Below are 26152 nucleotides of genomic sequence, written 5' to 3' on the forward strand. Positions count from 1 at the left end.
GCGTACCGCGGCCGGTGCGGCGGGGTGGGGGGGGGCCGCGGCGGCGTACCGGGCCGCGCTGACCGCCGGGGGGGCCCGGGCGCCGGCCGGCGCCCGGGCCCGGCTCGACGCCCTGGCGGCCCGGCGCAACGGTGTCGCCCTGGGGCCGCCGGCCCACCCCACCTGGACGGGTGACCGGCTGGGGGCGGTCGACGCCCGGGTGTGGGCCTGGTACCGGCTGGACGTCGTCTTCTCCTGGCCCCGGCTGTGGCTGGTCCTGGCGGAGCCGGAGCAGAACGCGCTGCGCGCGGCGCGCGCGGAGCTCGACGCCGCCGTCGCGCTGGCCGGCTGGGGCGTGCTGTGGATAGTGCCCGGTCTCTGGTGGTGGCCGTCCCTGCTGCTCGCGGCGGGTGTCTTCGCCGCCGGCCTGCGGCGGACGCGGGCCGCCGTGGACACGCTGGCCCACCTCACGGAGGCCGCCTTCGACCTGCGGGCGGCGACGCTCGCGCGGGAGCTGGGCTTCGAGGTGCCCGAGGGGCGGCTTTCGCCGGAGACCGGGGCGCAGGTCACCGCGCATCTGCGGAAGCTCGTCTGACCCCTGCCGGTTCCCCGCTCCGGGGGGCCGCCACGGCCCGCGGCCGGGGAGATTCCGGCGCAAAGCGATCACCGTCCGTGAAGGGAGTGTCCGCATAACGGACGAGCGGGACGGATCTTCACCGGAAGGCCCATACTCGCATCTCCCCATCTCGCATACTGGACAGGCGCGACCATGAGCCGGACACTCACCTCTCCTCCCCCGCAGATCGGCCCGCAGACCGACCCGCAGAACCAGAGCTCCCCGCAGCAGGGCGCCCCGCTGTCGAACGGGCTCAAGCAGCGGCACCTCTCGATGATCGCCCTCGGCGGCGTCATCGGCGCGGGCCTCTTCGTGGGCTCCGGCGCCGGCATCGCCGCGGCCGGCCCGTCGATCGTGCTCGCGTACGCCGCGTCGGGGCTGCTCGTGATGTTCGTGATGCGGATGCTCGGCGAGTTGTCGGCCGCCAACCCCGCCTCCGGCTCCTTCTCCGTTCACGCCGACCGCGCGATCGGCCCGTGGGCCGGCTTCACCGCGGGCTGGATGTTCTGGACCCTGCTGGTCGTGGGCGTGGCGATCGAGGCGATCGGCGCGGCCCACATCATGCAGGGCTGGTTCCCGGGCACCCCGTCCTGGCTGTGGGTGCTGGTCTTCATGGCGTTCTTCTGCGGCACCAACCTCGCCGCCGTCTCCCACTTCGGTGAGTTCGAGTTCTGGTTCGCGGCCCTGAAGATCGGCGCCATCGGCCTCTTCCTGATCCTGGGCACGCTCGCGATCCTGGGCTACCTGCCCGGCAGCGACTCCCCCGGCACCGCGCACCTCCTCCACGACGGCGGCTTCCTGCCCAACGGCATGGACGGCCTGCTGACCGGCCTGCTGGCCTCCGTCGTCGCCTACGGCGGCCTGGAGACCGTGACCATCGCGGCCGCCGAGTCCGAGGACCCCCGGCGCAGCGTGGCCAGGGCCGTGAAGACGACGATGTGGCGGATCGGCATCGTCTACGTCGGCTCGATGCTGGTGATCGTCGCGCTGATCCCGTGGAACGACGGGGCCGTCACGGAGAGCGGGCCGTACGCCGCGGTGCTCGACCGGCTCGGCGTCCCCGGCGGTGGCCAGATCATGAACGTGGTCGTGCTGATCGCCCTGCTGTCCGCGATGAACGCCAACATCTACGGCTCCTCGCGCATGGCCTACTCCCTGGTCTCGCGCGGCCAGGGGCCCAAGGCCCTGGGCAAGGTCTCCGGCCAGGTGCCGCGCCGCGCGGTGCTCGCGTCGTCCGCCTTCGGCTTCGCCGCCGTGCTCCTGTCGTACTGGTGGCCCACCACGGTCTTCGCCTGGCTGCTGAACATGGTCGGCGGCGTCGTGCTGATCGTGTGGGGCTTCATCGCCGCCTCCCAGCTGGTGCTGCGCCGCCGGCTGGAGCGCGAGGCCCCCGAGAAACTGGTGGTCAAGATGTGGGGCTTCCCGTACCTGACCTGGGTGACGCTGGCGGGCGTCCTCGGGGTGCTGGTCCTGATGACCCTCGACACCGACACCCGGGTCCAGCTGTACTTCACCGGCGGTCTGGCCCTGGCGCTGGCCGTGACCGGCTACGTCCGGCAGCGGGCGGCCGCGGCCCGCTGAGCGCCCCGCCTCCGGCCCCCTTCGCGCGAACGCGCCGCGAAGGGGGCCTTGCCGTACCGGCGCGGATGCCCCGGCGGAGGGGCCCACCCGGGTGGCGGGCCCGGCGGGGGGTGTCCGGGGCGGGGGTGCGGGGGAAAAGGCACAAGGTGCCCGTTCTCCCCGACCAAGTGACCACAATCATCCGGCGCGGCAGGGAACCCGCGGTGGTCCAGACCGTGCGCTCGACCCTGGCCGCGGTGATCTCCTACGTGGTGGCGCTGTGGCTGAGCTCCGAGCCCGCGCCGCTGACCGCGCCCCTGACCGCGCTGCTGGTCGTCCAGGTCACCCTCTACGCCACGCTCACCACCGGCATCCGCCGGGTGAACTCCGTCGTCGCCGGCGTGCTCATCGCCATCGGCTTCAGCTCCCTCGTGGGGCTGACCTGGTGGTCCCTGGGCTCGATCATCCTGGCGTCCCTGGTCATCGGCCGGTTCGTGCGCGTCGGCGAGTTCGTCCCCGAGGTGGCCATCAGCGCGATGCTGGTCCTGGGGGTGACCCGGGTCGCGGAGACCTCCTGGGACCGGGTGCTGGAGACCCTCATCGGCGCGGTCGTCGGCCTCCTGTTCAACATCCTCTTCGTCCCCCCGGTGTGGGTCCAGCCGGCCGGGGAGGCCATCGAGGACCTCGCGCGGCGGATGCGCCGCCTGCTCCAGGACATCGGTGACGAGGCGAGCGGGCACACCCCCGTCGACCGGGCGGTCGCCCGGCTCCACGAGGCGCGCCGCCTCGACCACGACATCGTCGAGGTCGACGCCTCGCTGCGGCAGGCGGAGGACAGCCTCCGGCTCAACCCCCGCGTCAAGGAAGGGCTGCTGTACCGCGTCGTCCTGCGCACCGGCCTGGACGCCCTGGAGGTCTCCGCCGTCGTCCTGCGGGTCATCTGCCGGACGCTGACGGACCTGGCGAAGGCGCGGCGCGACGAGCCGTTGTTCGACCCCGAGGTGGGGGAAGCGCTCCGGGAGGTGTTCACCCACCTGGCGCAGGCCGTGGAGAACTTCGCCGTCGTCATCACCAGCCAGGTCCAGGCCAACGCCGAGGACGCGGAGGACCGGCTCACCACCGAGCTCACCGCGGGCCGTGCCGGCCGCGACCGCGCGGCCGAGCTCCTGCTGCGGCAGGTGCTCGGGCACCCGCGCCAGTGGCAGCTCCACGGCGCGCTGCTGACCGAGGTCGACCGCATCCTCGACGAGCTCGACGTCGAGGAGCGCTCCCGCCGCCTGACCGAGCACCTCGACCGGCACGCCCGCGAGCAGCACAACCGCCACCCGCTCCTCAACGCCGTCAAGCAACGGCTCCGCGCCAGCCACTACGGGCGCCGCAGCACCCAGCCGTAGGGAGACCCGCGACAGCACAGTGGGCCCCGCCACGAGGCGGGGCCCACTGCTACACCACGCCGGGCACCATGGTCGCGCCCGGCGGCCCGTCAGGTGCGGTACGCGTAGTAGACCGCGTCCGGGTTGGAGGCGATGATGCTCGCCACCGACTTACGGTAGGTGTTCGTCGAGTGATAGGTGAGGTACGGGACGCCGATCCGGCTCCGGTACGTCGTGATCATCGTGTGGTCCTTGGACCCGTCGTCGTCGAAATCCATCTGCATGATGTCGCCGACGTCCATCTGGTACACGTTGGACAGGGGCTTCACCCGCTGGGAGTTCAGCGCCGACCACGACCATTCGTTGGCACCCACCCAGGACGTGGCCTGGTTCTTGGAGTCGTACCACCAGGCGCGGTAGTCGTCGTACTTGCCGGGCTGGTCCTTCCAGCCACCGGCCTTCAGGGCCTGGCTGACGAAGTTGGTGCAGTCCCCGCCGTAGCTGTTGAAGCTCCGGTAGGCGGGGTTGTAGTTCCGCCAGTACTTCTCCGCGTACGCCGCCATGGCCGCGTAGTCGTAGCCGCCGGCGGAGGACTTCGCCTTCGGCTGCGAACGGGCGGGCCAGGACGTGGCCGCGGGGGGTGCGCTGGGCAGGCCCGAGGACCCGACCGTCACGGCCATGGCCACGGGCGCGTTGATCGCCCGGGGCCCCTCGTCCTTGGACCGGATGCCCGTCAGCTCCCACTTGCCGCCCGACTTGGCGGTGAAGGTCAGCTCGTGGCGGGCCTTGAAGCCGGTCGTCGACGGCTCGTCACCGCGGAGCTTCTTGTACGTCAGCGTGGTGCTCTCGGTGACGTCGACGGTGGCGCGGCCGCTCTTGACCCGGGTCCGCTCGACGGTGACCTTGGTGTCACCGGCGGTGTACGCCTCGCCCAGCGCGGCGAGCCGCGACTTGCGGGTGCGCAGCGAGGACACCGCGGTGCCCTCGGAGCGGGTCAGGGAGGCGGACAGCCGCACCTTCTTGTCGAGCTCCGGCGCTATTCGCCGCGCCTGGCCACGGTCCAGGAGGGCCGCCGTGCGGTCGGTCAGCACGGCGTCGGCGAGCCGGGCGAAGGACCCGGCCGTCGCGCTGTCCACCGCGTCGGACGGAGCGGCGCTCGCGCTCGAAGCGGGCAGGAACACGGCCGAAACGGCCACCGTCAGGACCGCCCCTACGGCGGATCTGAACGTTGCTGGTCTCACTATATTTCCCCTTGTCCCCCGGTCCGGACGGACCGGGGAACGGAATCTTCGCACGAAGTTCCGCTTTCCCGGATATGTGATCAGATCACGGATCGGCCAAGTCCCCCGGGTCCCGCCACGGGAGTGCGCCGGGCGGCGGAGCGTGCGTCAGGGCAGGGCGGTTGCGTGTCCGTTCGGTCACGCACCACGTCACCGGCGCGTCGGGAACTCCCCTGCGGGGCCCGGCAGGAGGTCAGTGGAGAGGTTCCGCTTTCTCCGCCCCGGGGCGCTCGAACTGGGTGCGGTACAGCTCCTCGTACCGCCCGCCCGCGGCGAGCAGCGCGGTGTGGGTGCCGCGTTCGACGACCCGTCCGTCCTCGATGACGAGGATGAGATCGGCCGCCCGGACGGTGGACAGGCGGTGGGCGATGACCACGGCGGTGCGGCCCTCCAGGGCTTCGCCCAGGGCCTCCTGCACGGCCGCCTCGGAGGTGGAGTCGAGGTGGGCGGTCGCCTCGTCGAGGATGACGACGCGCTGGCGGGCCAGCAGGAGCCGGGCGATCGTCAGCCGTTGCCGCTCGCCGCCGGAGAGCCGGTAGCCGCGCTCGCCGACGACGGTGTCCAGCCCGTCGGGCAGGGAGGCCACGAGACCCTCCAGCCGGGCCCGCCGCAGGGCGTCCCAGACCTCCTCCTCGGTGGCCTCGGGCCGGGCGAGGAGCAGGTTGGCCCGGACGGAGTCGTGGAAGAGGTGGCCGTCCTGCGTCACCATGCCGAGCGTTTCGCGGATGGACGCGGCGCTCAGGTCGCGGACGTCGATGCCGCCGAGCCGGACGGATCCGGTGTCGGCGTCGTACAGGCGCGGCAGCAGCTGGGCCAGCGTCGACTTGCCCGCGCCGGAGGAGCCGACCAGGGCCACCATCTGGCCGGGTTCGGCGCGGAAGGAGACGCCGCGCAGGACCTCGGCGCCGCCGCGGGTGTCGAGCGTGGCGACGTCCTCCAGGGAGGCGAGGGAGACCTTGTCGGCGGACGGGTAGCCGAACCGGACGTCGTCGAACTCGACGGACACCGGCCCGTCCGGCACCCGGCGGGCGTCCGGCTTCTCGGAGATCAGCGGCTTCAGGTCGAGGATCTCGAAGACGCGCTCGAAGCTCACGAGCGCGCTCATCACCTCGACGCGGGCGCCGGCGAGGGCGGTCAGCGGGGCGTAGAGGCGGGTGAGGAGCAGGGCCAGCGCGACGACGGCGCCCGGCTCCAGGCTGCCGCGCAGCGCGTAGAACCCGCCGAGCCCGTAGACCAGGGCGAGGGCCAGGGCCGAGACGAGGGTGAGGGCGGTGATGAAGGCGGACTGGACCATCGCGGTGCGGACGCCGATGTCCCGCACCCGGCGGGCGCGGGCGGCGAACTCGGCGGACTCGTCGGCGGGCCGGCCGAAGAGCTTGACGAGCGTGGCGCCGGGGGCCGAGAACCGCTCGGTCATCTGGGTGCCCATGGCGGCGTTGTGGTGGGCGGCCTCGCGCTGGAGGCCGGCCATGCGGGAGCCCATCCGGCGGGCGGGCACCACGAACACGGGCAGCAGGACCAGGGCGAGGAGGGTGATCTGCCAGGAGATGCCGAGCATCACCGTGAGCGTCAGCAGCAGGGTGACGAGGTTGGAGACGACACCGGAGAGCGTGTTGCTGAACGCTCTCTGCGCGCCGATGACGTCGTTGTTGAGGCGGCTGACGAGCGCTCCGGTGCGGGTGCGGGTGAAGAAGGCGACCGGCATCCGCTGGACGTGGTCGAAGACCGCGGTCCGCAGGTCCAGGATGAGCCCTTCGCCGAGGGTGGCGGAGAGCCAGCGGTTGAGCAGGCCCAGGCCCGCCTCGGCGACGGCGATCAGGGCGATGAAGAGGGCGAGCCGGGTGACCGTGCCCGCCTCGTCACCCCGCACGATCGCGTCGACGACCCGGCCGGCCAGCACCGGGGTCGCCACCGCGAGGAGCGCCATGACCACGCTCAGCAGCAGGAACTGCCCCAGCTGCCGGCGGTGCGGCCGCGCGAAGGCGCCGATGCGGCGCAGGGTGGCCCGGGAGAAGGGCCGCCGGTCCTGCTGGGCGTTCATCGCGCTGTGCAGCGACGTCCACGCGGTGACTTCCATGTCCATGACGTTCCTCCGGGGGCTGGATCTCTCCGGAAGGTTAGAACCTCAAGCATGCTTGAGATCAAGTCCGATCGTCGCACCGCACGCGGCGGCACGGCTCCGGCCTCGGCCCGGAGTTCCCGGCAGGGGTGCCCGCCCTCCGCCGTGGCCCGGCGGCGGAGGGCGGGTGCCGTCAGCGGGTGCGCGCCTTCGCCCTGCGGCGGGTCACCGCCCGTCCGATCGCCGCGTCGATGGCGGGCAGCGCGCTCGCGATGTCGGTGTACATCACCTGTTCCACGGTGGCCACGGAGTCCAGCCCCCGGACGAGGAAGGTGTACTCGCGGCCCCGCTCCAGCAGCAGGACGATCGGCTTGTCGAAGGCGCTGGCCCAGCCGATCTCGATATGGGTCCCCGGCGAGGGCGGGGCGCCGGGCAGCGCGACGAACACGTCGGCATCGCGGATCCCGTCCTGGTCCAGGCGCGTGCACGTGTCGGGCGGCATCAGCTCGGCGCCCCACGCCTCCCGGCGGTGGGCGTTGTGGACGTCGAGCCCGTGTCCCTCGAAGTGCTTGATCAGGAGGGAGAAGGGGGCCCGGGCCTCCTCCGGCATCTCTCCGGTGGCGGGGTCCAGGAGTTGCAGGAAGGGGCCGGCGAGGAACAGGGACCCGACGTCCAGGGCGTGGGCGAGTTCGGTGGTCATGGGGACATCAGTCCTTCCGGAAGCACTGGATGTAGGCGTCGCCGCTGGTGCCGTGCGTGTACTCGGTGGTGTCGTAGGCCGTGTAGCGGTGGCGCTCGACCCGGACGGTGCGGAAGTGCCGCACGTATTGCCACCGGAGTTCGGGCCGGGTGCTGAAGAACGGGATGAACACCCCGCCGGGCCGCAGCGCCCGGACGACCTCCGGCATGGTCCGGGCCCACAGCGCCTCGTCCTTCCACACCTCCATGTCGAGGGCGGGATCAAAGAACATGCCGTCGATGCTCTCCGAGGGGAGAGCGAAGACGCGCTGGAAGAAGTCCCCGCGTTCGACGGTGAGGTTGCCGGGGAGGTGGGGGTGCCGGTCGCGGAAGAGCTCCTCGACCTCGTCGAAGAGTTCGAGGACCGCGTGGCTGCGGGTGGCCGGGTTCTCTGCGATGCGCAGGGCCGACAGGCCGAGGCCGAGGCCCACTTCGTAGAAGTCCCGGCCGTACTCGCAGAGCATGTCGGCGCTCGCCCACATCAGCTCGCGCTCCCACGCCTGCATGGCCTGTTCACCGCCGATGCTCAGCGTCACCTCGCCGTCGTTGTCGATGAGTTCGATCGCGGGCTTGGTCTGGCTTTCCATGACAACCGTCCTTCGTCCGTCGTGCGGTGCAAAAACGGGGGGTCGGCAGCATCCCGGCCGGGTGCGCGCGTCAGTCGCGGCGCGGGACGACTCCGAAGTGGCGCCGGGCGGTGGAGATCGCGAGGTCCTGCACGGCGAAGACCGTGAAGTAGTACGCCTGCGGCGCGGTCCCCGGCGCGCAGCGCACCCGGAAGAGCACGTCCCGGGGCTCCTCACCGGCCCTGACCTTGACCGTGGCGGGCTCCACCACCGTGTCCTCGCGCAGGTAGGTGGGGACGAAGAGGCCCAGGCGCACGGGCCCGGGGCGGGCCGCGGTGAGCACGGCGCGGACCTCCAGCACGCCGCCCTGCTCGACCTCGTCGTCGGCGTAGGCCAGCAGCCCGGGCGCGTCCGGCACCCGGAAGGTGACGTCACCGCAGCGCATGCAGACCACGCAGACGGTGTCCAGGACGTAGGGCAGCAGCCCGCGGCGGGTGAACTCCTGGGCGGGGCGCCCGCAGTGGCAGCGGGCCTCGCGGACGTCCGGGTCGAGGGAGCTGCGGTCCCCGAAGTGGGCGGGGTAGTTCATGATCTCGTTCTCGGGGTTCTCCGCGACCTGCTCGGTGACCGTGTGGTCGAGGGACTGCAGGTCGGCAGCGAGGGAAGAGCGGATCTCCTCGGGCGACTGGTCGGCGAGGTGCGTGGGCCGGGCCACCCACAGGTCCACCTTGCGGGCGAGTTTGGTCAGCCGGGGGCGCAGGGGGTGGTTGTGCGGCAGCAGGTCGGAGGTGAGCAGGGCGCCCAGCCTGCGGCCCGTGGTGAGCAGGAGGGGGTCGGGCCGGTGGTCGGCGGGGGCGGGCGCGGGGGGCGCCTCGCCGGGTGCGGCCGGCAGGCCGAAGCGCATGAACGCGGGGTAGGGGTGGGAGCCGGCCAGGCTGGCGTTGAGGGTGTCGACGGAGTCGGCGCCGGTGAGGGCGGCGCGCATCCAGGCGACGTTCTCGGGCCGGTCCGAGTCGTGGACGGAGACGGCGGAGACGACGGTGCGGGCGGGGCCGTCGAGGGCGTTGAGGAGCAGCTGGTACTTGGGGTCGTAGAGCGCGAGGTCGGCGAGCGGTCCGCTGTTGCAGGCGCTGAGCACGACCTCCACGGCCTCGACGCGGTGGAGGGGCACGAGCTTGTCCTCGGGCTTGTAGCACGGCAGCCCGTAGGCGCACCGGGGGCCCAGGAGGCCGGGCCGGGCGGGGACGGTGTGGTTGCGGCCGCAGATGGTGAACTCGCCGAGGTTGACGCTGTCGTCCTTGCCGTGGCCCTGGAAGACGACCCTGCGCCACCGGGTGCGGAGGATCTCCGCCTGGATGTCGGCGCGCTCGAAGTCCCGGTCGTCGAAGACCCGCACGCCGGGCAGGTGGGGCGGCCGGTCCGTGTCGGTGAACAGGCCCAGCGCGTCGACGCCGGCGGCGGGCTCGGCGTACTGCTTGGCCACGTTCCAGGCGACGGAGGCGCCGTCACGGCCGCTCAGCAGCGTCAGGCCGTGTTCCCGGCCGCGGTAGGAAGCCAGCAGGAGGGCGCGTACGGGGTCGAGGTTGAGCCGGTCGTAGGCGCCGACGAGGAGCAGGGTGCCGGGGTAGCGGTCGAGGAACGCGGCGGGGTCGGCCAGCTCCTCCTCAGCCGGCCAGTGGTGGGCGAGGGGCCGGGCCAGTTCGGCCACCCCGGCGGGCAGTTCCTTCTCCCCCAGGATGACGCCGAAGTCGAGCGGGTGCGGGCGGTGTGTGCCGGTGTACAGGCGGGACGCCAGTTCCGCGCTGTCGGCCAGGTCGGCGCGGCCGGAGACCGGTACGGGCACGGGCGTCCGGTCGGGAGCGTCGAGGAAGGCGCGTACGGCGCCGGGCAGTTCCTCGTCGGCGACCGGGCGGAAGAGGCTGTCCGGCCGGTGGGGGGACGGCTCGGGGCGCTGGTCGGTGACGGCGGACTTCATGACGGGTTACCTCGTGTCTCTGGCACTGAACCGGTGCGAGGGGGCGGGTGGGGGCGAGTGAGGGCAGGGGGCGTCACGGCGGGGGCCGGGTGGCCCGGGCGCCGCTCACGTCGCACACTCCTCGGGGGTGCGGGCTCCCCGGCCCAGCAGGCCGCGGCAGGCGAAAGCCAGGCCGGCGCCCGCCAGGGCCACGGCGAAGGCGGCGGCGAACACCCCGTGCGGCCCGGCGGGCTCCATCAGCAGCCCCCCGGCCTGCTGGCCCAGGGCGTCCCCGGCGACGGTCGCCAGCATCGCCCAGGTGAACGCCTCCGTCAGCGACCGGCTGTCCGCCACCGTGCTGACGAGGGTCATCTCGCTCGCCGACACCAGGGCGATGGGCGCGCTGCCCACCGCGAGGGCCACCGCCAGGGTCAGCGGGGACGTCGCCAGCAGCGGCAGGCCGGTACCGGTGGCGTAGGCGAGGACGAGGCGCGGGAAGCGCCGGTGCACCGCGACCTGTGACTGGGAGCGGCCCAGCCAGAGCGCGCCGACGGCGCTGCCGACCCCCCAGCAGGCGTAGACGACGCCGGTGCCGGCGTGTGCGCCGTGCGCGTCGACGAAGGCCGGGATGGCCAGGGTCATCAGGCCGACGGGGACGGCGCACACCGCCATGACGCAGGTCAGCGCCAGCATCGCCGGGCTCCGCAGCGGCCCCGTCAGACGGCCCGGCCCGCCTTCGGCCTTCGCGCTCTTCTCCGTCGCCTCCTCGGTGCCCGCCGGGAGGCGGGTGCAGGCGAGGCCCAGGGCGCCGGCGCCGCCGATCGCCGCGGCCGTCGTCAGCGCGATGCCGGCCGATCCCGCCAGCATCAGGGCGGCGAGCATCAGGGGGGCGCCGATCACCAGGACTTCGGTAAGCAGCGCCTCCCAGAGGTAGGCGATCTCCCGGTCGTCGTCGCTGAGCGGCAGCCGGGCCCACAGCGAGCGCATGCAGGCGTTGGCGGGCGGCAGGGACAGCCCGGCGAGGACGGCCGTGGCGGGCTGCGCCCAGCCGCCCGGTTCGGTGGCCCAGGTGAACAGCGCGAGTGCCGCCGGGTAGCAGATGCCGGTGGCGAGCAGGACCGGGCGCCGTCCCTTGCGGTCGACGCGGCGGGCGACGAGGGGGCTGCCCAGCGCCATGCCGCCGGTGTACAGCGCGGCGGCGAGACCGGCCTGCGCGTAGCTGCCGCCCTGTTCCCTGACCACCAGGATCAGGGCCAGGGACGCCAGGTAGACGGGCAGCCGGGAGACCACGCTCCACCAGGCCGGCCCCGCCACGTGGCGGCGGGTGAGCAGGTCGAGGAAGCGGTGGGGCAAGCCGTCGGTCACTGCCTCGGTCTCCGTTCCGTGGCCGCGCGGTGCGGCCTGACGAGGGTCTTGCGCGCCGGTGCCCGGGGGTGGGCGGGCGCGCCGGTGGCGGGTGGTCAGTGGGTCACGGCGCCGCTCCCCCGCCCGGGGCACGGCCGGGGTGCCGGGGTCAGCTCGATGGTGAAGGCGTCGAGGACGGCGCGCATGCGGTTTTCCACCTCACCGATCGTTGTGCCCGTCACATGGACGTACCCGGACGCGTTGTGCGAGGCGCGGCGGGCCGCCACCGGGTCGCCGGCCCGCACGGTGAGAACGGCGTCGATGACCCCGGGGATGCGCAACAGCTCCTCCCGGGGGGTGATCCGGGTGACGGTGCCCGAGCCGGGAAGGGGCAGCAGCAGGTCGCCCACGCAGCGGCGGGCGCCGTACCGGAGGTTCGGGCGCCGGCCCAGGTAGACGTCCAGGGTGGCGGCGAACACGTCGAAGCCGTAGGCGTGTCCGTGGTTGGCGGTGATCTCGCAGCCGGCCGGCCGGAGCCCGATCTCGCCCGCGTGGACCTCGCCGTCGACGAGGAAGAACTCCATGTGGACGTACCCGTGGTCGAGCGCCATGCCGGTGGCGATCCGCTGGACGAGGGCGCGCAGATCGACGTCCGGCCCTTCGCCGGTGGCGACGCTGATGTTGGCGTTCATCGCACCGTCGACGATGTCGAGCGGGCGGCACGGCATCGCGCTCGGCCAGGCGTCCAGGACCTCGCCGCCGTGCAGGAGCGCGCACACCTCCCATTCCGTGCCGCCGAGGTGCTCCTCGGCGAGCCAGTCCCGGGCGCCGAAGTCGACGCCGGCGAGCGCCGCGGGGCCGGGCAGGCGGTAGGTGTCGACGCAGGCGAAGGAGTCGACGGGTTTGAGGACGACGGGCCAGCCGGCCTGCGCGGCGAACCGTTCGACGTCCCCGGCGGTGGCCACGCGCGCGTAGCGGGCGGTCCGCAGCCCCAGTTCCCGGAACCTGTCCTTCATGGCGGCCTTGTCGCGGACCCAGCGCACCTGGCGTCCGGTGAGGTGGGGCAGGCCGATGAGCTCGGCGAAGTGCTGGGCGACGCCCTGGCGCGGCTCCGAGGGGTTGCAGAAGCGGTCGGGGCGCCGGGGCAGCGTGGCGGCCCAGGCGTCGTAGCGCCGGGCCTCCTCCGTCAGGGGTACCCCCTCGCGGATCCAGAACGCCGGGAGGTGGGCCGTCTGCCGCAGGTACGCGTCGGAGAGGTCGCGGCGCGCCTCGGCGAACCGCAGCAGCACCAGGTCCGGCGGCAGGGCGCGGGCGGCGTACCGGGTGAAGGAGGTGGCGCGGTCGTCCGCCATCAGCAGCACCGGCCGTGGCTGTCCGGGCCCGGTCATACCGCCTCCAGGGTCTGCCGCAGGGCCTTGACCGCGAGGACCTGTTCCTGCTCGGGGAGTTCCGGTGACAGCGGGACGCACAGGGTGCGGTCGAGGAGGTCGCGGGTGCGGGCGAAGCCGTCGCGGCTCAGGGCGAGGGGGCCGGCGGGGGCGAGGTTCCAGGGGAAGCCGTCGCCGTACAGCGAGCGCCGGCCGGTGAGCACGGGGTGTTCGGGCAGGAAGTATTTGCCGAGTGTCCAGTTGGCGATGGAGCGGGCGGTGAGGGCGGCCACGGCGGCGTCGCGCAGTTCCCGGCTCTCCCAGCGGAAGCGCAGGCTGATCTTCACATCGCCCGCGGCACGGGGCAGTACCGTCAGGTCGGGGCGGTCGGGGAGTTCCTGCATGGCGAGGGCGTGCATGCGTTCCAGGCCGGCGAGCAGTGCGTCGAGGTGGCGGAACTGCTGGTACTGGATGGCCGCCACGCCTTCGCTGGTGACGAAGTTCTCGCCGAAGTGGGCGTCCTGGTTCCACGTCGGGTAGTGGCCGGGGACGCGGGCCGAGCCGTGGTCGTGGTAGCAGCGCATGGTCTCCCACGCGGCGCGGTCGCCGGTGACGAGCAGCCCGCCCTCGCCCGAGGTGAGGACCTTGTTGTGGTGGAAGCTGAAGGTTCCGGCGTAGCCGCGGGTGCCGGCGTGCCGGCCGTCGGGGAACCTCGCCCCGAGGGCCTGGGCGCAGTCCTCGACGACGTACGGGACGCCCTCGGGCAGCGGTGCGACCGTGCCCTCCATGTGGGCGACGATGCTGCGCCGGGTGCCGGGGGGCAGCAGGGTGGTGTCCATGGACAGCGAGTCGTCGACGTCGACGAGGACGGGGATCAGCCCGCTGGAGAGCACCGCCCCCGCGACGGCGACGAAGGTGACGGCGGGGATGTGCACGAGGTCGCCGGTGCGCGGGCGGGTGGAGATCAGGGCGAGCCGGAGGGCCTCGGTGCAGTTGTGGACCGCCAGGACGTGGCCGGCGCCCAGGCGTTCGGCGACCCGGCGCTCCAGCCGGGAGGCGACGCTTTCGCCGTCCGTCTGGTAGCGGAACAGGACGCCCTGGTCGATCGCTTCGCGCAGCTCGTCCATGTCGGACCAGTCGAGGTAGTTGGCGCCGTAGGGAAGGAACCGCTGTCCGAGCCGCTTGTCGAGGGTCATCGCGCATCAGGCTCCGTGATCGGGTACGCCGCGGTGTCGACGGCCATCTCCTGGCCTCGGTAGTTGCGGAGCAGCAGGCCGTCGGGGGTGCGGGTGAAGTAGGGCTGCGCGAGGGGGATCTTGCCGATCTTGGTGGTCAGGACGTACTGCGGGACCCCGAACCCGGTGATGTGCCCCTGAAGGCCCTCCATGATCTCCCAGCCCTTCTCGACGGAGGTCATGAAGTGGGAGACACCGGTGACGTTGTCGCAGTGGTAGAGGTAGTACGGGCGGACGCGGATGCGCAGCAGCTCGGTCATCAGCGTGCGCATGGTGGTGACGTCGTCGTTGATGCCCCGGAGCAGCACGGTCTGGTTCCCGACCGGGATGCCGTGCCGCAGCAGGCGGTCCACCGCGGCGGCGGCCTCCGCGGTGATCTCCTTGGGGTGGTTGAAGTGGGTGTTGAGCCAGACGGGGTGGTAGCGGGAGAGCATCTCGCACAGCCCGTCGGTGACGCGCTGCGGCAGCAGCACGGGGAACCGGCTGCCGATGCGGATGATCTCCACGCTCGGGATGGCCCGCAGTCCGGCGACGATCTCCTCGAGCTTGCCGTCCCGGTACGACAGGGGGTCGCCGCCGGTCAGGAGGACGTCACGGATCTCGGGGTGGTCGGCGATGTAGCGGAAGTCCTCGTCGAAGGACTCGCCCTCGTCGTCGCGGAAGTAGGTTCCGGTGACGTCGGTGGTGTGGAACTTCCTGGTGCAGTGCCGGCAGTAGACCGGGCACGCCTCGGTGACGAGCATGATCACGCGGTCCGGGTACTTGTGCACCACGCGGTTGGTCTTGCGGTAGTACATGTCGCCGACCGGGTCGACCTCGGCGCCGGGGAACTCCGCCAGCTCCCCGAGGGCGGGGACGCCTTGCAGCCTGATGGGGCAGTTGGGGTCGACGGGATCCATGAGGGAGGCGTAATAGGGGGTGATGCTCCACCGGTAGGTGCCGGCGGCGCCGGCGATGGCCTTCTCCTCGTCGGGGCTGAGGGCGATCCACTGGCGGGCCTTCGCGACGGTCGTGACGCGCTTGCGCATGTGCCAGCGCCAGTCGTTCCACTCCGCGTCGGGGACGCGGGGCCGGACCGGGGCGGCGCGGGTGCCTGCCGCCACCGTGTCGCGGGCTGGGGGGTCGGTTGCGCCGGGCGTGCGGGACATGGCGACTCCAGGGTCGGTGCCGGCAAGTGCGGATGATCAGCAGGTGCGGGGCCGGGCGCGCGGTGCGGCGGGCCCAGGGGTGGCGCCGTGGGGCGGTCAGAGGGGAGCGAGGGAGAGCTGGCGCAGGGTGCGGGCCACCCGCTGGGCGCCCCGCAGGTCGTCCGCCGCCGGGTCGAGCGTGCTCCACGGCGGAGGGCCGGGCGGCCCGGGGGGAGCCCACAGCGCGGGGTCGGCGGGGTCGTGGGCCGTCGCCACGGGGCTCACCCCGGCCACCTGGCGGGCCAGGTCGCGCTGGGCCGCTCCCAGGGGCGGGAGGAACACCAGAGGTGAGCGCCGGGCCTGAGCGAGGGTCAGGGCGCCCATCGTGGGGGCGGCCAGGAAGACATCGGCGCCCGCGTGCAGGGCGTCGGCGTCCGTCTCGGCGGCGCGCGTCACCCGCACGCCGTCCAGGCCGTCCAGCGCGGCGCGGACCGGTGCGAGCCGGGTGTCGCAGACCACCGCGCACCGGCCGGTGCGGCGTACCGCCTCGGCGGCCAGCGGGCGCAGCGGCCCGGCGGCGAACGCGTCGGCTTCGTCCTCCGGCACGTCCCACGCGGACAGCAGCAGCAAGGTGCCCGCGCGCGCCCGGTTCCGGGTGAGCCGGGCGGGGGCGAGGGTCCCTGTGGCCCGCTCACCGCTCGGCGGGGGCCCGGGCAGCCACCCCGGGCGGTGCACCCGGCACAGGGCCCCGTCCGGCCCGGCGCCGGGCCCGTGGCCCGAGCGCAGGTGCACCACGGGTACCCCGAGGTCCAGGAGCCGCGCGGTGGCGTCGGTGTCGTCGCAGACCAGCGCCACGTCCCGCGGTGACACCCCCGAAGGGGGCCCGGGGAGTGCGCCGGCGGTGCGCAGTCCGCCCAGGTGGGCGGCCACGCGGCGGCGGGCGAGCAGGGAGTCCAGCTGCTCGTCCCGCGAGGCGAGCAGCACCGTGGCGGGGGTCAGTACTGCCATGGCGTCACGGAGCCGAGCCGGGCGATGTCGTCGCTGTATCCGGCGGCCGTCGTGGAGCAGCCGCCGCACAGCGCGGGGCCGCGGTCCCGGAAGAAGTCGGCGTGGGCCCGGAAGGCGGGCGTGTCGAGGTGGATGACGCCGTTCTCGCGCAGCGGGGCACCGCCCGGACCGCCGTCGCCCTCCCGGTGCGGGAGGCAGCTGCACGCGTACATGCGCCCGTACTTGCCGTCGAGGTAGATGACGTCGTCCACGACGTGGCACAGCGGCGCGGAGGCGCGCGGGGTCACGGACTCGGTGAAATAGCGTTCCTGTTCCTCCGGCGTGTCGCCGTAGAACCGTTTGCCCATCGGGACGAGGACGGAGCGCGGGTCGGCGTCGTAGAGCTGGTCGCAGACGTCGCGCACGTGCCCGGGGTCGGGGTAGCTGACGGCGCGGTCCAGTTTCAGCGCGGACAGCTCCCACTGCCGGACGCCGGCCTCGGTCAGCACCTTCTGCAGTTGCGGCATCTCCGGGTAGTTGTGCGGTCCGACGACCGTGTTGACCCTCGGCAGGACCCCGAGGGCGGCGGCTGCCCGCAGCCCGCGCAGGCCGTTGTCGAACATGCCGGGCGAGCGCCGGTAGACGTCGTGCGTCGCGGCGGATCCGCCGTCGAGGCTGACGATCACCTGGGCGAGGCCGGCCCCGGCCAGCCGCTCCGCCATCTTCGGCAGCAGCATGCCGTTGGTGATGAGGGACATCTTCACGCCCGCGGCCGTGCCGGCCCGCACCAGTTCCACGACGTCGCGGTGCATCAGGGGTTCGCCGCCGGTGAAGCGGACGTAACCCACTCCGGCCGCCAGGGCCTTGGGCAGCAGGTCGTCGAAGTCGTCGAGGGAGAAGCGGAAGGTGTCGCGGGACAGGGCGTATTCGCACATGAAGCAGTCGGCGTTGCAGGCTTCCAGGATCCGGACGAAGAGGTACCGGTGACGCTCAGGCATGGCAGTGTGGTCTTCCGGGCCGCTCACGGGCAGGGGACGGGCCGAGCCGGGGTCAGGCGGGCAGGGGTGCCCGCGGCAGTATCCCCAGCAGGGTGTCGGCCACCTGTGCCGCGCCGCGGGTGCCGACGCTTCCTGTCAGGCCGCCCCAGTCGGCGGCGGGGGTGGCGCGGTGCAGGGCCGCCAGGACGCCGTCGCGGACGGCGCCGGCCGTGCTCCGGCGGCGGTCCGGCGCCGCGGCCGCCCCGGCGATCCCCCGGTAGATCACCTGGAGCGCCGCGTCCTCGCCGGCCGCCCGCAGGGCCAGGGCCTCGTCCTCGGCGAAGACCCCGGACGGCCACACGACCCGGACGTCGCGGCGCACCGCGCGGCTGTGGAAACGGCCGTTGAAGATCTGGCTGAGATTCTGCGGCGGCAGACAGACAGTGGGCACGGCCAGGCTGCCGGCTTCGAGGAGCGTGGTGAGCCCGGGCGAGGCGAGGAGGACGTCGCAGTCGGCCAGCCGGCGGAGGAACGCGCTGTGGGAGAGCGCCCCGGCCGTGACGCGCACGGGTGCGGACGCCGGACCGTTCGCGATCTGCTCGGCCGTGCCGGCGGGGAGGTTGCCCGCGACGTGCACCTCCCGGACGCCGTACGCGGCGAGCGCCTCCAGGGCGGCGGGGACGACGAGGCGGGGGTAGGGCGTCCAGTCGCCGAGGTGCGGCGCGCGCAGCCCGCCGAGGCTGACCAGCGCCGTGCGGAACGGGCCGGCGGGGGCGGCAGGAGCCGCGCCGGCACCCGGGCCGGTGCCGATGACGGCCTCGACCCAGTGCAGCGCGCGGACGGATTCCAGCACACCGCGGCACTCCGCGGGCAGTTCGACGCAGCTTTGCGCGCAGTAGGCCGAGACGTCCAGCGGCAGTGCGCTCCGGTCCCCCTCGGTCCACAGGAACGGCAGGCTGTCGACGAACACCGTGGGGACCCCGGCGGTCTCCAGCGCCATCGCCGCGGCGCCGTCCAGCACCACCACCGCCGCGTCCACCCGTTCCGCACGCACGACGTCGGTGAGGGCGCCGGGGACGTCGTGGGCGGAGCCCGGCAGGTCGTACCAGCGGTCGATGGGGTGCTCGGCCAGCAGGGGCCGGCCCAGCCCCGAGGCCAGGCCGACGAAGCGCAGCGGCCGTGCCGCGCGCCCTCGCAGGGCGGCCAGGACGGCGCTGAGCTTGCCGGAGCTGCCCCAGCCGAATTCGGCACCGGCGACGGCGACGGTCACGGCGCCGGCTCCGGGTCCGGCAAGGCGCCGGCCGGCGGGCTCGGGGCTCGGCGTGCGGGGCGGCGGCGGGGGCGGCGGGTGGGGCACAGAACGCATCGTCGCTGTCTCAACTCTCTGGGGCGGTACGGGTCGAGCCGGGTGCGCTGAGGGAGAGCCGGGTGCCGGGTGGGGGCCGTGCGGACCTGTGGTCCCGGGCCGGGGGCCGGGGCGGAATCGGTACGTTCGCGGGCTGATCCGCATAAGAACCGAATAGGGCGCTTCCGCCACATAAAACGATTGCCCAGGCCATCCAGTGACGCAAGGGCGGTGCCGTCGACTTCCGGCCAGCGGCCGCCTCCCGCCCCAGCCGCAGGACGAGCTGACCGGGCGCCCAACAGGCGATACCGCGCCCGGAGCCCGGTGTGCGCCCGCGCACCGGAGCGGAGGACACACCACGGGGCGGCCGGAACCAGGCGGTGGCGACTCCGGACGGTGTGGGGGTGCCCGACGCCGCCACGCGGCGGCCACACCTCTACCATGACCCCTTTGACCTGGACATTTCCGAAAATGAGCGAGTGCGTAGTGACAACTGAACGACCCTCGTCCGACAGACCGTCAGGTGACGGTGCCCAGCCTCCCTCGGTGCCGGACGAGGTCTGGGAGCGGTTCGCGCGGGACCACGAGAGGGCGATCCGCGCGTCCGCCCCCAAGGAGCCGTCGGCGCAGGAGCGTTCGGAGCCGCGGCCGGCGCAGGGGCGCGGGAAGCTGTTCGCGGGAGCCGCCCGGCGCGGCCGGAGCGCTTCGCCCGAGCTGCCCGAAGGCTGGCGCACCGGGCCGGCGTGGCGGGAGATGGACGGGCGGAGCACCCGCGGGCGCCGGCTGCGCGGCGGCGTGGGCGTCCTGGCGGCCGTCGCGGTCATTCTCGTGGCCCTCAACCCCGGCAAGGCCCTCTCCTGGCTCCCCGGTGGCCCGGAAGGCGACGCGGCGGCCTCGCACAGCAGCCCGGCGCCACTGCCCCCGGAGACCGGCCGCCCCTCGGCGGCGCCCGGCGGGGCCGGCGCGGACACCCCGACGCCCGGCCGCCCCTTCGCCGGATCGCCGGCGGAGCGGTACGCGGACGGCCCGGCCGGCATCGTCCTGCCCGAGGCGGAGGCCGTGGGCGACATGACGAAGGAACAGGTGGCCTCCGCCCTGAAGCTGACCAAGGACTTCCTCGTCGCCGCCAACCTCGACCCGGCGACCTTGCGCGGTGAACGCCCGGCCGCGGCCCTGGCCCTGCTCGACCCGCTCCAGGAGGGCGTGGCCGACACCCTGTCGGCCGGCCTGAGCAAGCCCGACCGGGAGCACGACCCGCTCATGCTCGTCAGCCGCTTCGACCGGAACGAGGTGTCCATGGCCGGAGAGACCGTCAAGACGCGGGGCCGGATGACGTTCGAGGCGGGGAAGAACGGCTCCGTGGCCGTCCACGCCGACTACACCTTCGTCTATCCGCTGACCAAAGCGGCCAAGGGCTCCCACGCGGTGGAGCGCACCATCGTGCGCCGCGTCCTGGACACCGAGGTCCTCGACCCCGCCCGCTTCAAGGTGACCCCCGGCACGCTGGTCGTCCGCTCCTACGCGGTGGACATCGCCAACTCCTCCTGCGGTGTGTACGACGGTTTCCTCCACCCGGTCTTCGACGCCGACCGCCGGGGGGCGGCCCGGCCGTCCGGCCCCGCCGTCGACCCCTACGACCGCAGCCGGGAACTGGACGCCGCCCGGGGCGCGGGCGGCCGGGCCGGCGGCGACGACCCGTGCGGCACGGTCACCCGGACCTGAACCACGGCCGCGCCGGGCGGCGTCAGGAGAATTCCGCGCCGACAGGGGTGACGAGCCGTCAGGTACCTCGTAGGGTGCCCGCGTCGACACCACAGGAGGAACCGTGAGAACAGGTATCCGCAGCAGCGCGGGCATCGGCACAGCGGCAGTGATCCTGATGGCCGCGGGCGTGGTCATGGCGCCGTCGGCGTCCGCCGCGAAGGGCGACTGCCCCAGGGAATACGTCTGTGTATGGAACAACACGTCGTTCGACGGCGCGCCGGCCTGGAAGTCGAAGGGCAACCTCTACAACCTGAAGTCGTCTGCCGGTATGTCGATCTTCAACAACGGCACGGCGTACCCGGGTGGCGACCACATCCGGTGGCGGGCCACCTGGTCCAGCGGGCAGACCTCTTCCGGATGTCTGCACTACCCGCCGGACGCGGGCAACTCCTTCATCCTCTACGGCGATGTCACCCTGAACTCCGCCGTGTGGGGCGGGGAGTGCTGATCTGACCGGTCCGCCCTCTTCGCGACGGCAGGGCGCGGCCCCGGCGGAGAGCCGTCCGCCGGGGCCCGCTCGGTGCTCTCAGGCCCCCTGGGCCGCATCGGTCGGCCGGCGCCGCCCGGGCACGGCCGCCCCGTCGTCCGTGAACTGCTTGCGCTGCAGCTCGTAGAGGCTGTGGAAGATGCCGGCGGGGCCCCGGTCCATCAGCTCCTCGAACGTGCCGCTCTCCCGCAGGCTCCCCTTCTCCAGGACGTGGATGAGGTCGGCGTGGCGCACCGACGCGAGGCGGTGCGTGATCAGCAGGATGGTCTGGCCGGTCTCGGCCAGCCGCCGGATCTGCTCGAAGACGTCGAGTTCGGCGCGGGCGTCGAGCGCGGAGGTCGGCTCGTCGACGATGAGGATGTCCGCGTCGCGGTACCGGGCCCGGGCGATGCCCATCTTCTGCCACTGCCCGCCGGAGATCTGGTGGCCGCCCTTGTAACCGCGGCTGAGGAGGGTGTTCCAGCCGCGGGGCAGCTCCTCGATCACCTCGTCCGCCCCCGCGTACCGGGCCGCCGCCTCGATGCGCTCCTCGTCCAGTGGCCGGTCGGTGCGGCCGATGGCGACGTTCATGCGGGCGGTCAGCGGCCAGCGGTGGAAATCCTGGCTGACCATCGCGAACCGGGAGAACAGCTGGGCCCGGTCCAGGGCGCCCGCGTCGACCCCGTCCCAGCGGACGGAGCCGCCGTCGGGCCGGTAGAGGCCGGCGAGGAGTTTGACGAGGGTCGTCTTCCCGGAGCCGTTCTCCCCCACCAGGGCCACGATCTTGCCCGTGGGGATGCCGAGCGTCACCCCCTTCAGGGCGGGCCGCCCGCCCTCGGCGCTGCCGGGATAGGTGAAGGTGACGTCCTCGAAGTGGATGGCCTTGGGCCGCGCCGGCACGGGCAGGCCGCCGACGGGGATGGCCCGCTTCGTCGCCTCCCCGCACAGCCGTTCCAGGTCCATCACGTAACACGCCTCTTCGTAGAGGCTGTTGACCTGGAGGATCAGTGTGGTGAGGCTGGCCGCGCCGCTGCGGGTGGCCAGCACCGCCGTTCCCGCGACCGAGAGGGCCATCACTCCGGTCAGCAGCAGCCCGCCCAGCGCGAGGTACGTCACCAGCGTGGCCACGCCCGTCAGGGCCGACGCGATCAGCCGGGTGCGGGCGGCGCTCCTGGCGAGCCGGGTCTGTTCCTCCTCCGCACTCTCCGACATCTTCCTGAAGTGCGTCAGCAGGAACGGCCCCACGTCGTGCACCCGGATCTCGGGCGCGGGGTCGGTGCGGATCAGTGTCTGGCTGAGCAGCCGGCCGGCCCGCGCGTGCTGGGCCCACCGCTGGAAGGATGCGTACCGCGTGCGGGAGTTGCGCAGCGCCGCCCAGGAGCGGGGCAGGGTCATCAGGAGCAGCAGGGGCAGGAGCACCGGGTGCAGGACGGTGAGCACACCGGCCGCGGCGGCGAAGGACACCAGGGCGCCGATGACCGCCGTGCAGTACCTGATCATGCGGCGGGCGCCGGACGCGCCGTACTGTGCCGAGTCCAGGAGCCGGTGGAACTCCTCGTCCTCGATCGCCTCCAATTCCACGCGGATCACGCGCTCCAGGTACGTCTCGGTGGCCACGCGCTCCACCTTCGGCTCCAGGCTTCCGGTGCCGGCGGTCGACGCCGACATCGCCAGGGCCCCGACGAGGCTGGTGACCGCGACCCAGATCAGCGCGGGCACCGCCGCGTGGAGGCGGCCGGCGAGGGGGCCGGCGGCCAGGACGGCCGCGAGGACGTGGTTGACGGCGACGAGGCCGACCGCCTGGGTGACGCCGTGGAGCACTTCCGCGCAGCCCACCGCCCACAGGGCGCGGCGGTCGGCCCGGTGGGCCAGCCGGATGGTGGAGGCCACCAGGCGCGGCAGGCTCCGGGCCATGGCCCACAGCGACATCTCCAGGTAGGCGTCCTCGTGCGTGTTCCAGCCCGTGTCGTGCAGCAGCGGCCCGCCGAACAGCAGGTGCTCCGAGGGTGACCCCTCCTCTTTGGTGCCGTCCTCTTTGATGCCGGCTCGTCCGCTCACCGCGCGCTCCCGTCGGTGGTGGGCCAGCCGTGCGTGGACAGCAGGTCCCCGGAGACGAACTTGCCGAGCACGGCGGCGGTGCAGGGGACGCAGTCGGCGGGCGGGCGCGCCGGGTCGGCCCATACGAGGCCGGAGCACTTGGCCGGTTCCAGGTTCCGCGGTTCGCCCGACCAGCGCTGCGCGGTGAAGACGACCCCGACCCGGGCCGCTCCCTCCGGACCGCGGTGGTGGACGAGGTGGCAGAACTCCATGTCCGGCGGGTCGATCGTCACACCGACCTCTTCGCCGACTTCGCGCAGCGCGCCCGCGGTGACGGTCTCGCCCTCCTCCAGGTGTCCGCCGGGCGGCGCGAGCAGCCCGCTCGCGTACACGTCGCCTGCGCGCCGCAACAGCAGGACGCGGCCGTCGTCGCGGTGCAGCAGGACCATCACGTCGACCACGCAGGTGTAGCGCCGCTGGTGCCTCATGCCGAGCACCTCCCGGCGGTGACGGCGGTGTTCCCGGCCGTGGCCGGATGGTCGTGTTCGAATGGCAGATCCACCCCGCCGGTGTTCGTGTGACCGTCGTGACGGTGATGCACTACGCCTCCTCATTGACACGGGGATCGGACGAGTGATCGGGAAAACGACCCCCGTTGGGGGGCGTCACGGCCACCGGGGGACGTTTTGTCGTGCAGATTTTCGAACGCTCGTCAATCGGCCCGCGAGCAGGGGGCGGACGGCCCGTCGGCGTTTGTGCGATTCACTCCACCGTGGTCGGTCACCCGATCCGGGGGTTGCGTTGCTGCCGGAAACGATCACGTGGCGCCCCTTGCCTTCCGCTCACGGCGCGTCCGGGGAAGGCGCTTTGCACACGGGGCCGGGACGGCACGGAGCGCGCGGCCCGGCCCGCGCTTCCCCCGTGCGGAAGTCCGCGCCGTGTGTCCGAGGGGTGGACAGGGCGCCCGGCCTCACGTCCCTTGCCCGCCGGCCCTCGTCACCTCTTAACCGGTTGCCCGCAGGGGTGGGCGGGTGGCACGGTCGCACCCATGTCGACGATCACCACGCGTCCGCTGGGCCCGGAGGACTGGCGCCTGTACCGGACCGTCCGCCTGACGGCCCTGGCGGACGCGCCCGAGGCGTTCGGGGCCACCTGGGCCGACGAGAGCACGTTCCCCGAAGAGAAGTGGAAGGACCGGCTCGGCCGGCGCAACTCGTTCGTGGCCGTGCGCGACGGGGAAGCGTGCGGGCTCGTCGGAGTGGTACCGCTGGATTCGCGCGTCGCGGGGCTGGTCTCCATGTGGGTGGCGCCCGGCGCCCGGAGTCAGGGCGTGGGCGGCCTTCTCGTCGCCAGGGCCCTGGAGTGGGCCGCCGACAACGGCTTCCCGGAGGTGCGCCTGTGGGTGTCGGAGGGGAACGACCGCGCCGAGCGGCTCTACAGCCGGCAGGGCTTCCGGCGCACGGGAGAGGTCCAGCTCATCCGCGACGGCGAGGACGCGGAGGAGTTCGCGATGTCCCGCCACGCGGGACCCTAGGCGCGTCCCCGTCGCCTTGCCGCCTGCGGCGGCGAGCGCCCTGCGGGCACGTCCTCAATCTCCCCCAGCGGTAGCTGGGGGAGATTGAAAACACCGCCGCGCAGCGGCGAAGGCAGCGCCGGCTCAGGGCCGCGTCATCGTGTCCGGCCGGCGGTCGGCCGGGAGGGCGCAGGCCGGCGTGCCGCCCGGCATGCGGTCCCGGTTGTTCGCAATCACGCGGTAGACGCCGTGCGCGGCCCAGCTCACCGGGGGCAGCCGGAGCAGCGCTCCCAGGGGCGCCCAGGCGCCCCGACCGCTGAGCATCAGCTTGGCGACCGCCTGGGCTCCGCCGTACACCGCCCCGCCGGGGGTGATCCACAGGAGTTCGTACTCGGCCCGTTCCCGCGTCACGCCCAGCGCGTCCAGATCCGCGAACTGCCACGCGGTGACCTCGCAGTCGGGCCGGACGTATTTCTCGGCGTACGTCACCGAGGTGGTACAGAAAGCACAGTCGCCGTCGTAGACGAGCACAGGTCGGGTCCGCATGGATCTCATGATGCCGTGCGCCGGCCGGGCGGGGTCACGCGGGTGACGGAACCCTGCCCGGCCGGGCGCACCTCAAAGGCACCGCGTCACCTCCGGCCGGGGCATTGCCAGCGCCACGACAGTCAACTTAGGCTCACCTAAGTCGAGTCGGCGGTGTACACCGCACGTACCCGGCCTCACCCATGCCGCGCGCCGGTGACCAGGCGTGCGACGGACCCACCTCGGAAGGGGGGCCGCACATGACCGGTGCGGAGCACGAGAAGGAGTACACACCGCCGGGCTGGCAGGCTCGCGACACCGTGATGCGGCTGGCCTTCGGGCAGATGAGCACCCAAGTCCTCGGCGTGGCCGTACGCCTGGGGGTGTTCGACCGCGTCGGCGGGGGTGAGGGGACGGCCGACGGTCTCGCCCGCGCTCTCGGCACCCACCCCGGGGCCACCCTCCGCCTGCTGCGCGCGCTGGCCGGCCTGGGGCTGCTGGCCGAGACCGCCCCGGGCGCCTTCGTGACCACCGCGGCGGGCGACCTGCTGCGCTCCGGAACCCCCGGCACGCTCCTGTCGCTGGCGCGGATGTTCACCGACCCCTCGATGCAGCGCGGCTGGGAGTTCCTCGACCAGGCCGTCCGTACCGGGGAGACCACCTTCGAGACCGCTTTCGGCACGGACTTCTTCGGCCACCTCAAGGAACACCCCGAGCTGTCCGCCGAGTTCAACGTGGCGATGGGACAGGCCACGCTGGTCGCGGCCGAGGCCCTGCCCGGCCACCACGACTTCGGCCGCTACGGCACCATCGTGGACGTGGGCGGCGGCGACGGCACCCTGCTCGCCGCCATTCTGCGCGCGCACCCCGGGCCGCGCGGCGTCATCTACGACACGGCTGAAGGGCTCGCCCAGGCCCCCGCCCGCCTCGCCGCGCAAGGGCTCACCGACCGCGTCACCCTCACGGTGGGCGACTTCTTCGCGTCGGCCCCGGCCGGCGGGGACCTCTACCTGCTCAAAAGCGTGATCCACGACTGGACCGACGAGCAGTGCGTCACCATCCTCCGGCACATCCGGACGGTCATCCCCGACAGCGGAACCCTCATGATCGTCGAACCTGTCCTGCCGGCCGTCGTCGACGCCGGCACCACCCCGCTGGCCTACCTCAGCGATCTCAACATGCTTGTGAACGTCGGGGGCCGGGAGCGGACCGCGGACGATTTCGCCGCCCTGTGCACGGAGGCGGGGTTCGCGCTCGACGCCGTCAGCCCGCTGCCCCAGCCGAACGTCTTCCACGTCGTGGAGGCCAAACCGGTCTGACGGTGCCCGAGGGCAGGGCCA

General features: G+C 73.3%; 21 protein-coding genes and 1 pseudogene. 7 read left to right on the forward strand and 15 right to left on the reverse strand.

Annotated features, from left to right (window positions below; translation table 11 throughout):
- The 3 genes and pseudogenes from ABZ951_RS18475 to ABZ951_RS18485 all read left to right on the forward strand — a co-directional run.
- Positions 1 to 574, forward strand: a pseudogene (locus ABZ951_RS18475) (hypothetical protein); the annotation flags it as partial.
- Positions 575 to 748: 174 nt separating this feature from the next.
- Positions 749 to 2176 (forward strand): amino acid permease, encoded by a 1428-nt coding sequence (locus tag ABZ951_RS18480; RefSeq protein ID WP_344093428.1) that lies wholly within the window; start codon positions 749 to 751, stop codon positions 2174 to 2176.
- Between the two features lie 203 nt (positions 2177 to 2379).
- On the forward strand, positions 2380 to 3549 hold the full coding sequence (locus tag ABZ951_RS18485; protein ID WP_361280254.1) for an aromatic acid exporter family protein: 1170 nt from the start codon (positions 2380 to 2382) through the stop codon (positions 3547 to 3549).
- Between the two features lie 89 nt (positions 3550 to 3638).
- Here the strand turns inward: ABZ951_RS18485 and ABZ951_RS18490 are convergent, their stop codons facing one another.
- The 12 genes from ABZ951_RS18490 to ABZ951_RS18545 form a co-directional block, all read right to left on the reverse strand.
- Positions 3639 to 4724, reverse strand: coding sequence for an amidase domain-containing protein (locus ABZ951_RS18490; protein ID WP_344093425.1), 1086 nt, complete (start codon positions 4722 to 4724; stop codon positions 3639 to 3641).
- Between the two features lie 277 nt (positions 4725 to 5001).
- Positions 5002 to 6891: an ABC transporter ATP-binding protein gene (locus tag ABZ951_RS18495; protein WP_344093423.1), complete on the reverse strand. Its 1890-nt coding sequence runs from the start codon at positions 6889 to 6891 to the stop codon at positions 5002 to 5004.
- Between the two features lie 169 nt (positions 6892 to 7060).
- A complete protein-coding gene (locus ABZ951_RS18500) occupies positions 7061 to 7567 on the reverse strand; it encodes a nucleoside 2-deoxyribosyltransferase (protein WP_344093421.1) in 507 nt (168 codons plus the stop codon).
- A 7-nt stretch (positions 7568 to 7574) separates the two neighbouring features.
- Entirely contained in the window at positions 7575 to 8192 is a 618-nt protein-coding gene (locus ABZ951_RS18505; protein ID WP_344093419.1) for a class I SAM-dependent methyltransferase, read from the reverse strand.
- A 70-nt stretch (positions 8193 to 8262) separates the two neighbouring features.
- Complete coding sequence (locus tag ABZ951_RS18510) at positions 8263 to 10146, reverse strand: hypothetical protein (RefSeq protein ID WP_344093417.1); 1884 nt, start codon at positions 10144 to 10146, stop codon at positions 8263 to 8265.
- Positions 10147 to 10251: 105 nt separating this feature from the next.
- Positions 10252 to 11490 (reverse strand): MFS transporter, encoded by a 1239-nt coding sequence (locus tag ABZ951_RS18515; protein ID WP_344093415.1) that lies wholly within the window; start codon positions 11488 to 11490, stop codon positions 10252 to 10254.
- A gap of 95 nt (positions 11491 to 11585) precedes the next feature.
- Positions 11586 to 12857: an ATP-dependent carboxylate-amine ligase gene (locus ABZ951_RS18520; protein WP_344093413.1), complete on the reverse strand. Its 1272-nt coding sequence runs from the start codon at positions 12855 to 12857 to the stop codon at positions 11586 to 11588.
- Positions 12854 to 14032: a DegT/DnrJ/EryC1/StrS family aminotransferase gene (locus tag ABZ951_RS18525; RefSeq protein ID WP_344093410.1), complete on the reverse strand. Its 1179-nt coding sequence runs from the start codon at positions 14030 to 14032 to the stop codon at positions 12854 to 12856. The genes ABZ951_RS18520 and ABZ951_RS18525 overlap by 4 nt, the downstream gene beginning before the upstream one ends.
- Positions 14029 to 15219, reverse strand: coding sequence for an arginine 2,3-aminomutase (gene blsG / locus ABZ951_RS18530; RefSeq protein ID WP_344093408.1), 1191 nt, complete (start codon positions 15217 to 15219; stop codon positions 14029 to 14031). The genes ABZ951_RS18525 and blsG overlap by 4 nt, the downstream gene beginning before the upstream one ends.
- Positions 15220 to 15315: 96 nt before the next feature.
- On the reverse strand, positions 15316 to 16206 hold the full coding sequence (gene blsF, locus ABZ951_RS18535; protein ID WP_344093405.1) for a CGA synthase-related protein: 891 nt from the start codon (positions 16204 to 16206) through the stop codon (positions 15316 to 15318).
- Positions 16194 to 17183 carry a cytosylglucuronate decarboxylase gene (gene blsE, locus ABZ951_RS18540; protein ID WP_344093403.1) on the reverse strand — a complete coding sequence of 330 codons (990 nt, stop codon included), beginning with the start codon at positions 17181 to 17183 and terminating at the stop codon, positions 16194 to 16196. Before blsE ends, blsF begins: the two co-directional genes overlap by 13 nt.
- A gap of 52 nt (positions 17184 to 17235) precedes the next feature.
- The gene (locus ABZ951_RS18545) at positions 17236 to 18432 is read right to left on the reverse strand and encodes a hydroxymethylcytosylglucuronate/cytosylglucuronate synthase (protein WP_344093401.1); all 1197 of its coding nucleotides are present in this window, start codon (positions 18430 to 18432) and stop codon (positions 17236 to 17238) included.
- A 621-nt stretch (positions 18433 to 19053) separates the two neighbouring features.
- Between ABZ951_RS18545 and ABZ951_RS18550 the strand changes: the two genes are divergently transcribed.
- The gene (locus ABZ951_RS18550) at positions 19054 to 20229 is read left to right on the forward strand and encodes a hypothetical protein (protein WP_344093399.1); all 1176 of its coding nucleotides are present in this window, start codon (positions 19054 to 19056) and stop codon (positions 20227 to 20229) included.
- A gap of 103 nt (positions 20230 to 20332) precedes the next feature.
- The gene (locus ABZ951_RS18555; protein WP_344093396.1) at positions 20333 to 20719 is read left to right on the forward strand and encodes a peptidase inhibitor family I36 protein; all 387 of its coding nucleotides are present in this window, start codon (positions 20333 to 20335) and stop codon (positions 20717 to 20719) included.
- Positions 20720 to 20797: 78 nt separating this feature from the next.
- Here ABZ951_RS18555 and ABZ951_RS18560 read toward each other — a convergent pair whose 3' ends face one another.
- Entirely contained in the window at positions 20798 to 22795 is a 1998-nt protein-coding gene (locus ABZ951_RS18560; RefSeq protein WP_344093393.1) for an ABC transporter ATP-binding protein, read from the reverse strand.
- A complete protein-coding gene (locus tag ABZ951_RS18565) occupies positions 22792 to 23262 on the reverse strand; it encodes an NUDIX domain-containing protein (protein WP_344093390.1) in 471 nt (156 codons plus the stop codon). Before ABZ951_RS18565 ends, ABZ951_RS18560 begins: the two co-directional genes overlap by 4 nt.
- Before the next feature lie 560 nt (positions 23263 to 23822).
- On the opposite strand from ABZ951_RS18565, the gene ABZ951_RS18570 reads away from it, so the two are divergent.
- Positions 23823 to 24308, forward strand: coding sequence for a GNAT family N-acetyltransferase (locus tag ABZ951_RS18570; protein ID WP_344093388.1), 486 nt, complete (start codon positions 23823 to 23825; stop codon positions 24306 to 24308).
- Between the two features lie 123 nt (positions 24309 to 24431).
- On the opposite strand, the gene ABZ951_RS18575 is transcribed toward ABZ951_RS18570, so the two are convergent.
- The gene (locus tag ABZ951_RS18575; RefSeq protein WP_344093384.1) at positions 24432 to 24833 is read right to left on the reverse strand and encodes a DUF393 domain-containing protein; all 402 of its coding nucleotides are present in this window, start codon (positions 24831 to 24833) and stop codon (positions 24432 to 24434) included.
- A gap of 239 nt (positions 24834 to 25072) precedes the next feature.
- Between ABZ951_RS18575 and ABZ951_RS18580 the strand changes: the two genes are divergently transcribed.
- Positions 25073 to 26131 (forward strand): methyltransferase, encoded by a 1059-nt coding sequence (locus tag ABZ951_RS18580; protein WP_344093382.1) that lies wholly within the window; start codon positions 25073 to 25075, stop codon positions 26129 to 26131.
- Positions 26132 to 26152: the final 21 nt, after the last annotated feature.

This window comes from Streptomyces sp. NPDC046215 (genome assembly GCF_040646215.1).
Taxonomy (GTDB): domain Bacteria; phylum Actinomycetota; class Actinomycetes; order Streptomycetales; family Streptomycetaceae; genus Streptomyces; species Streptomyces stramineus.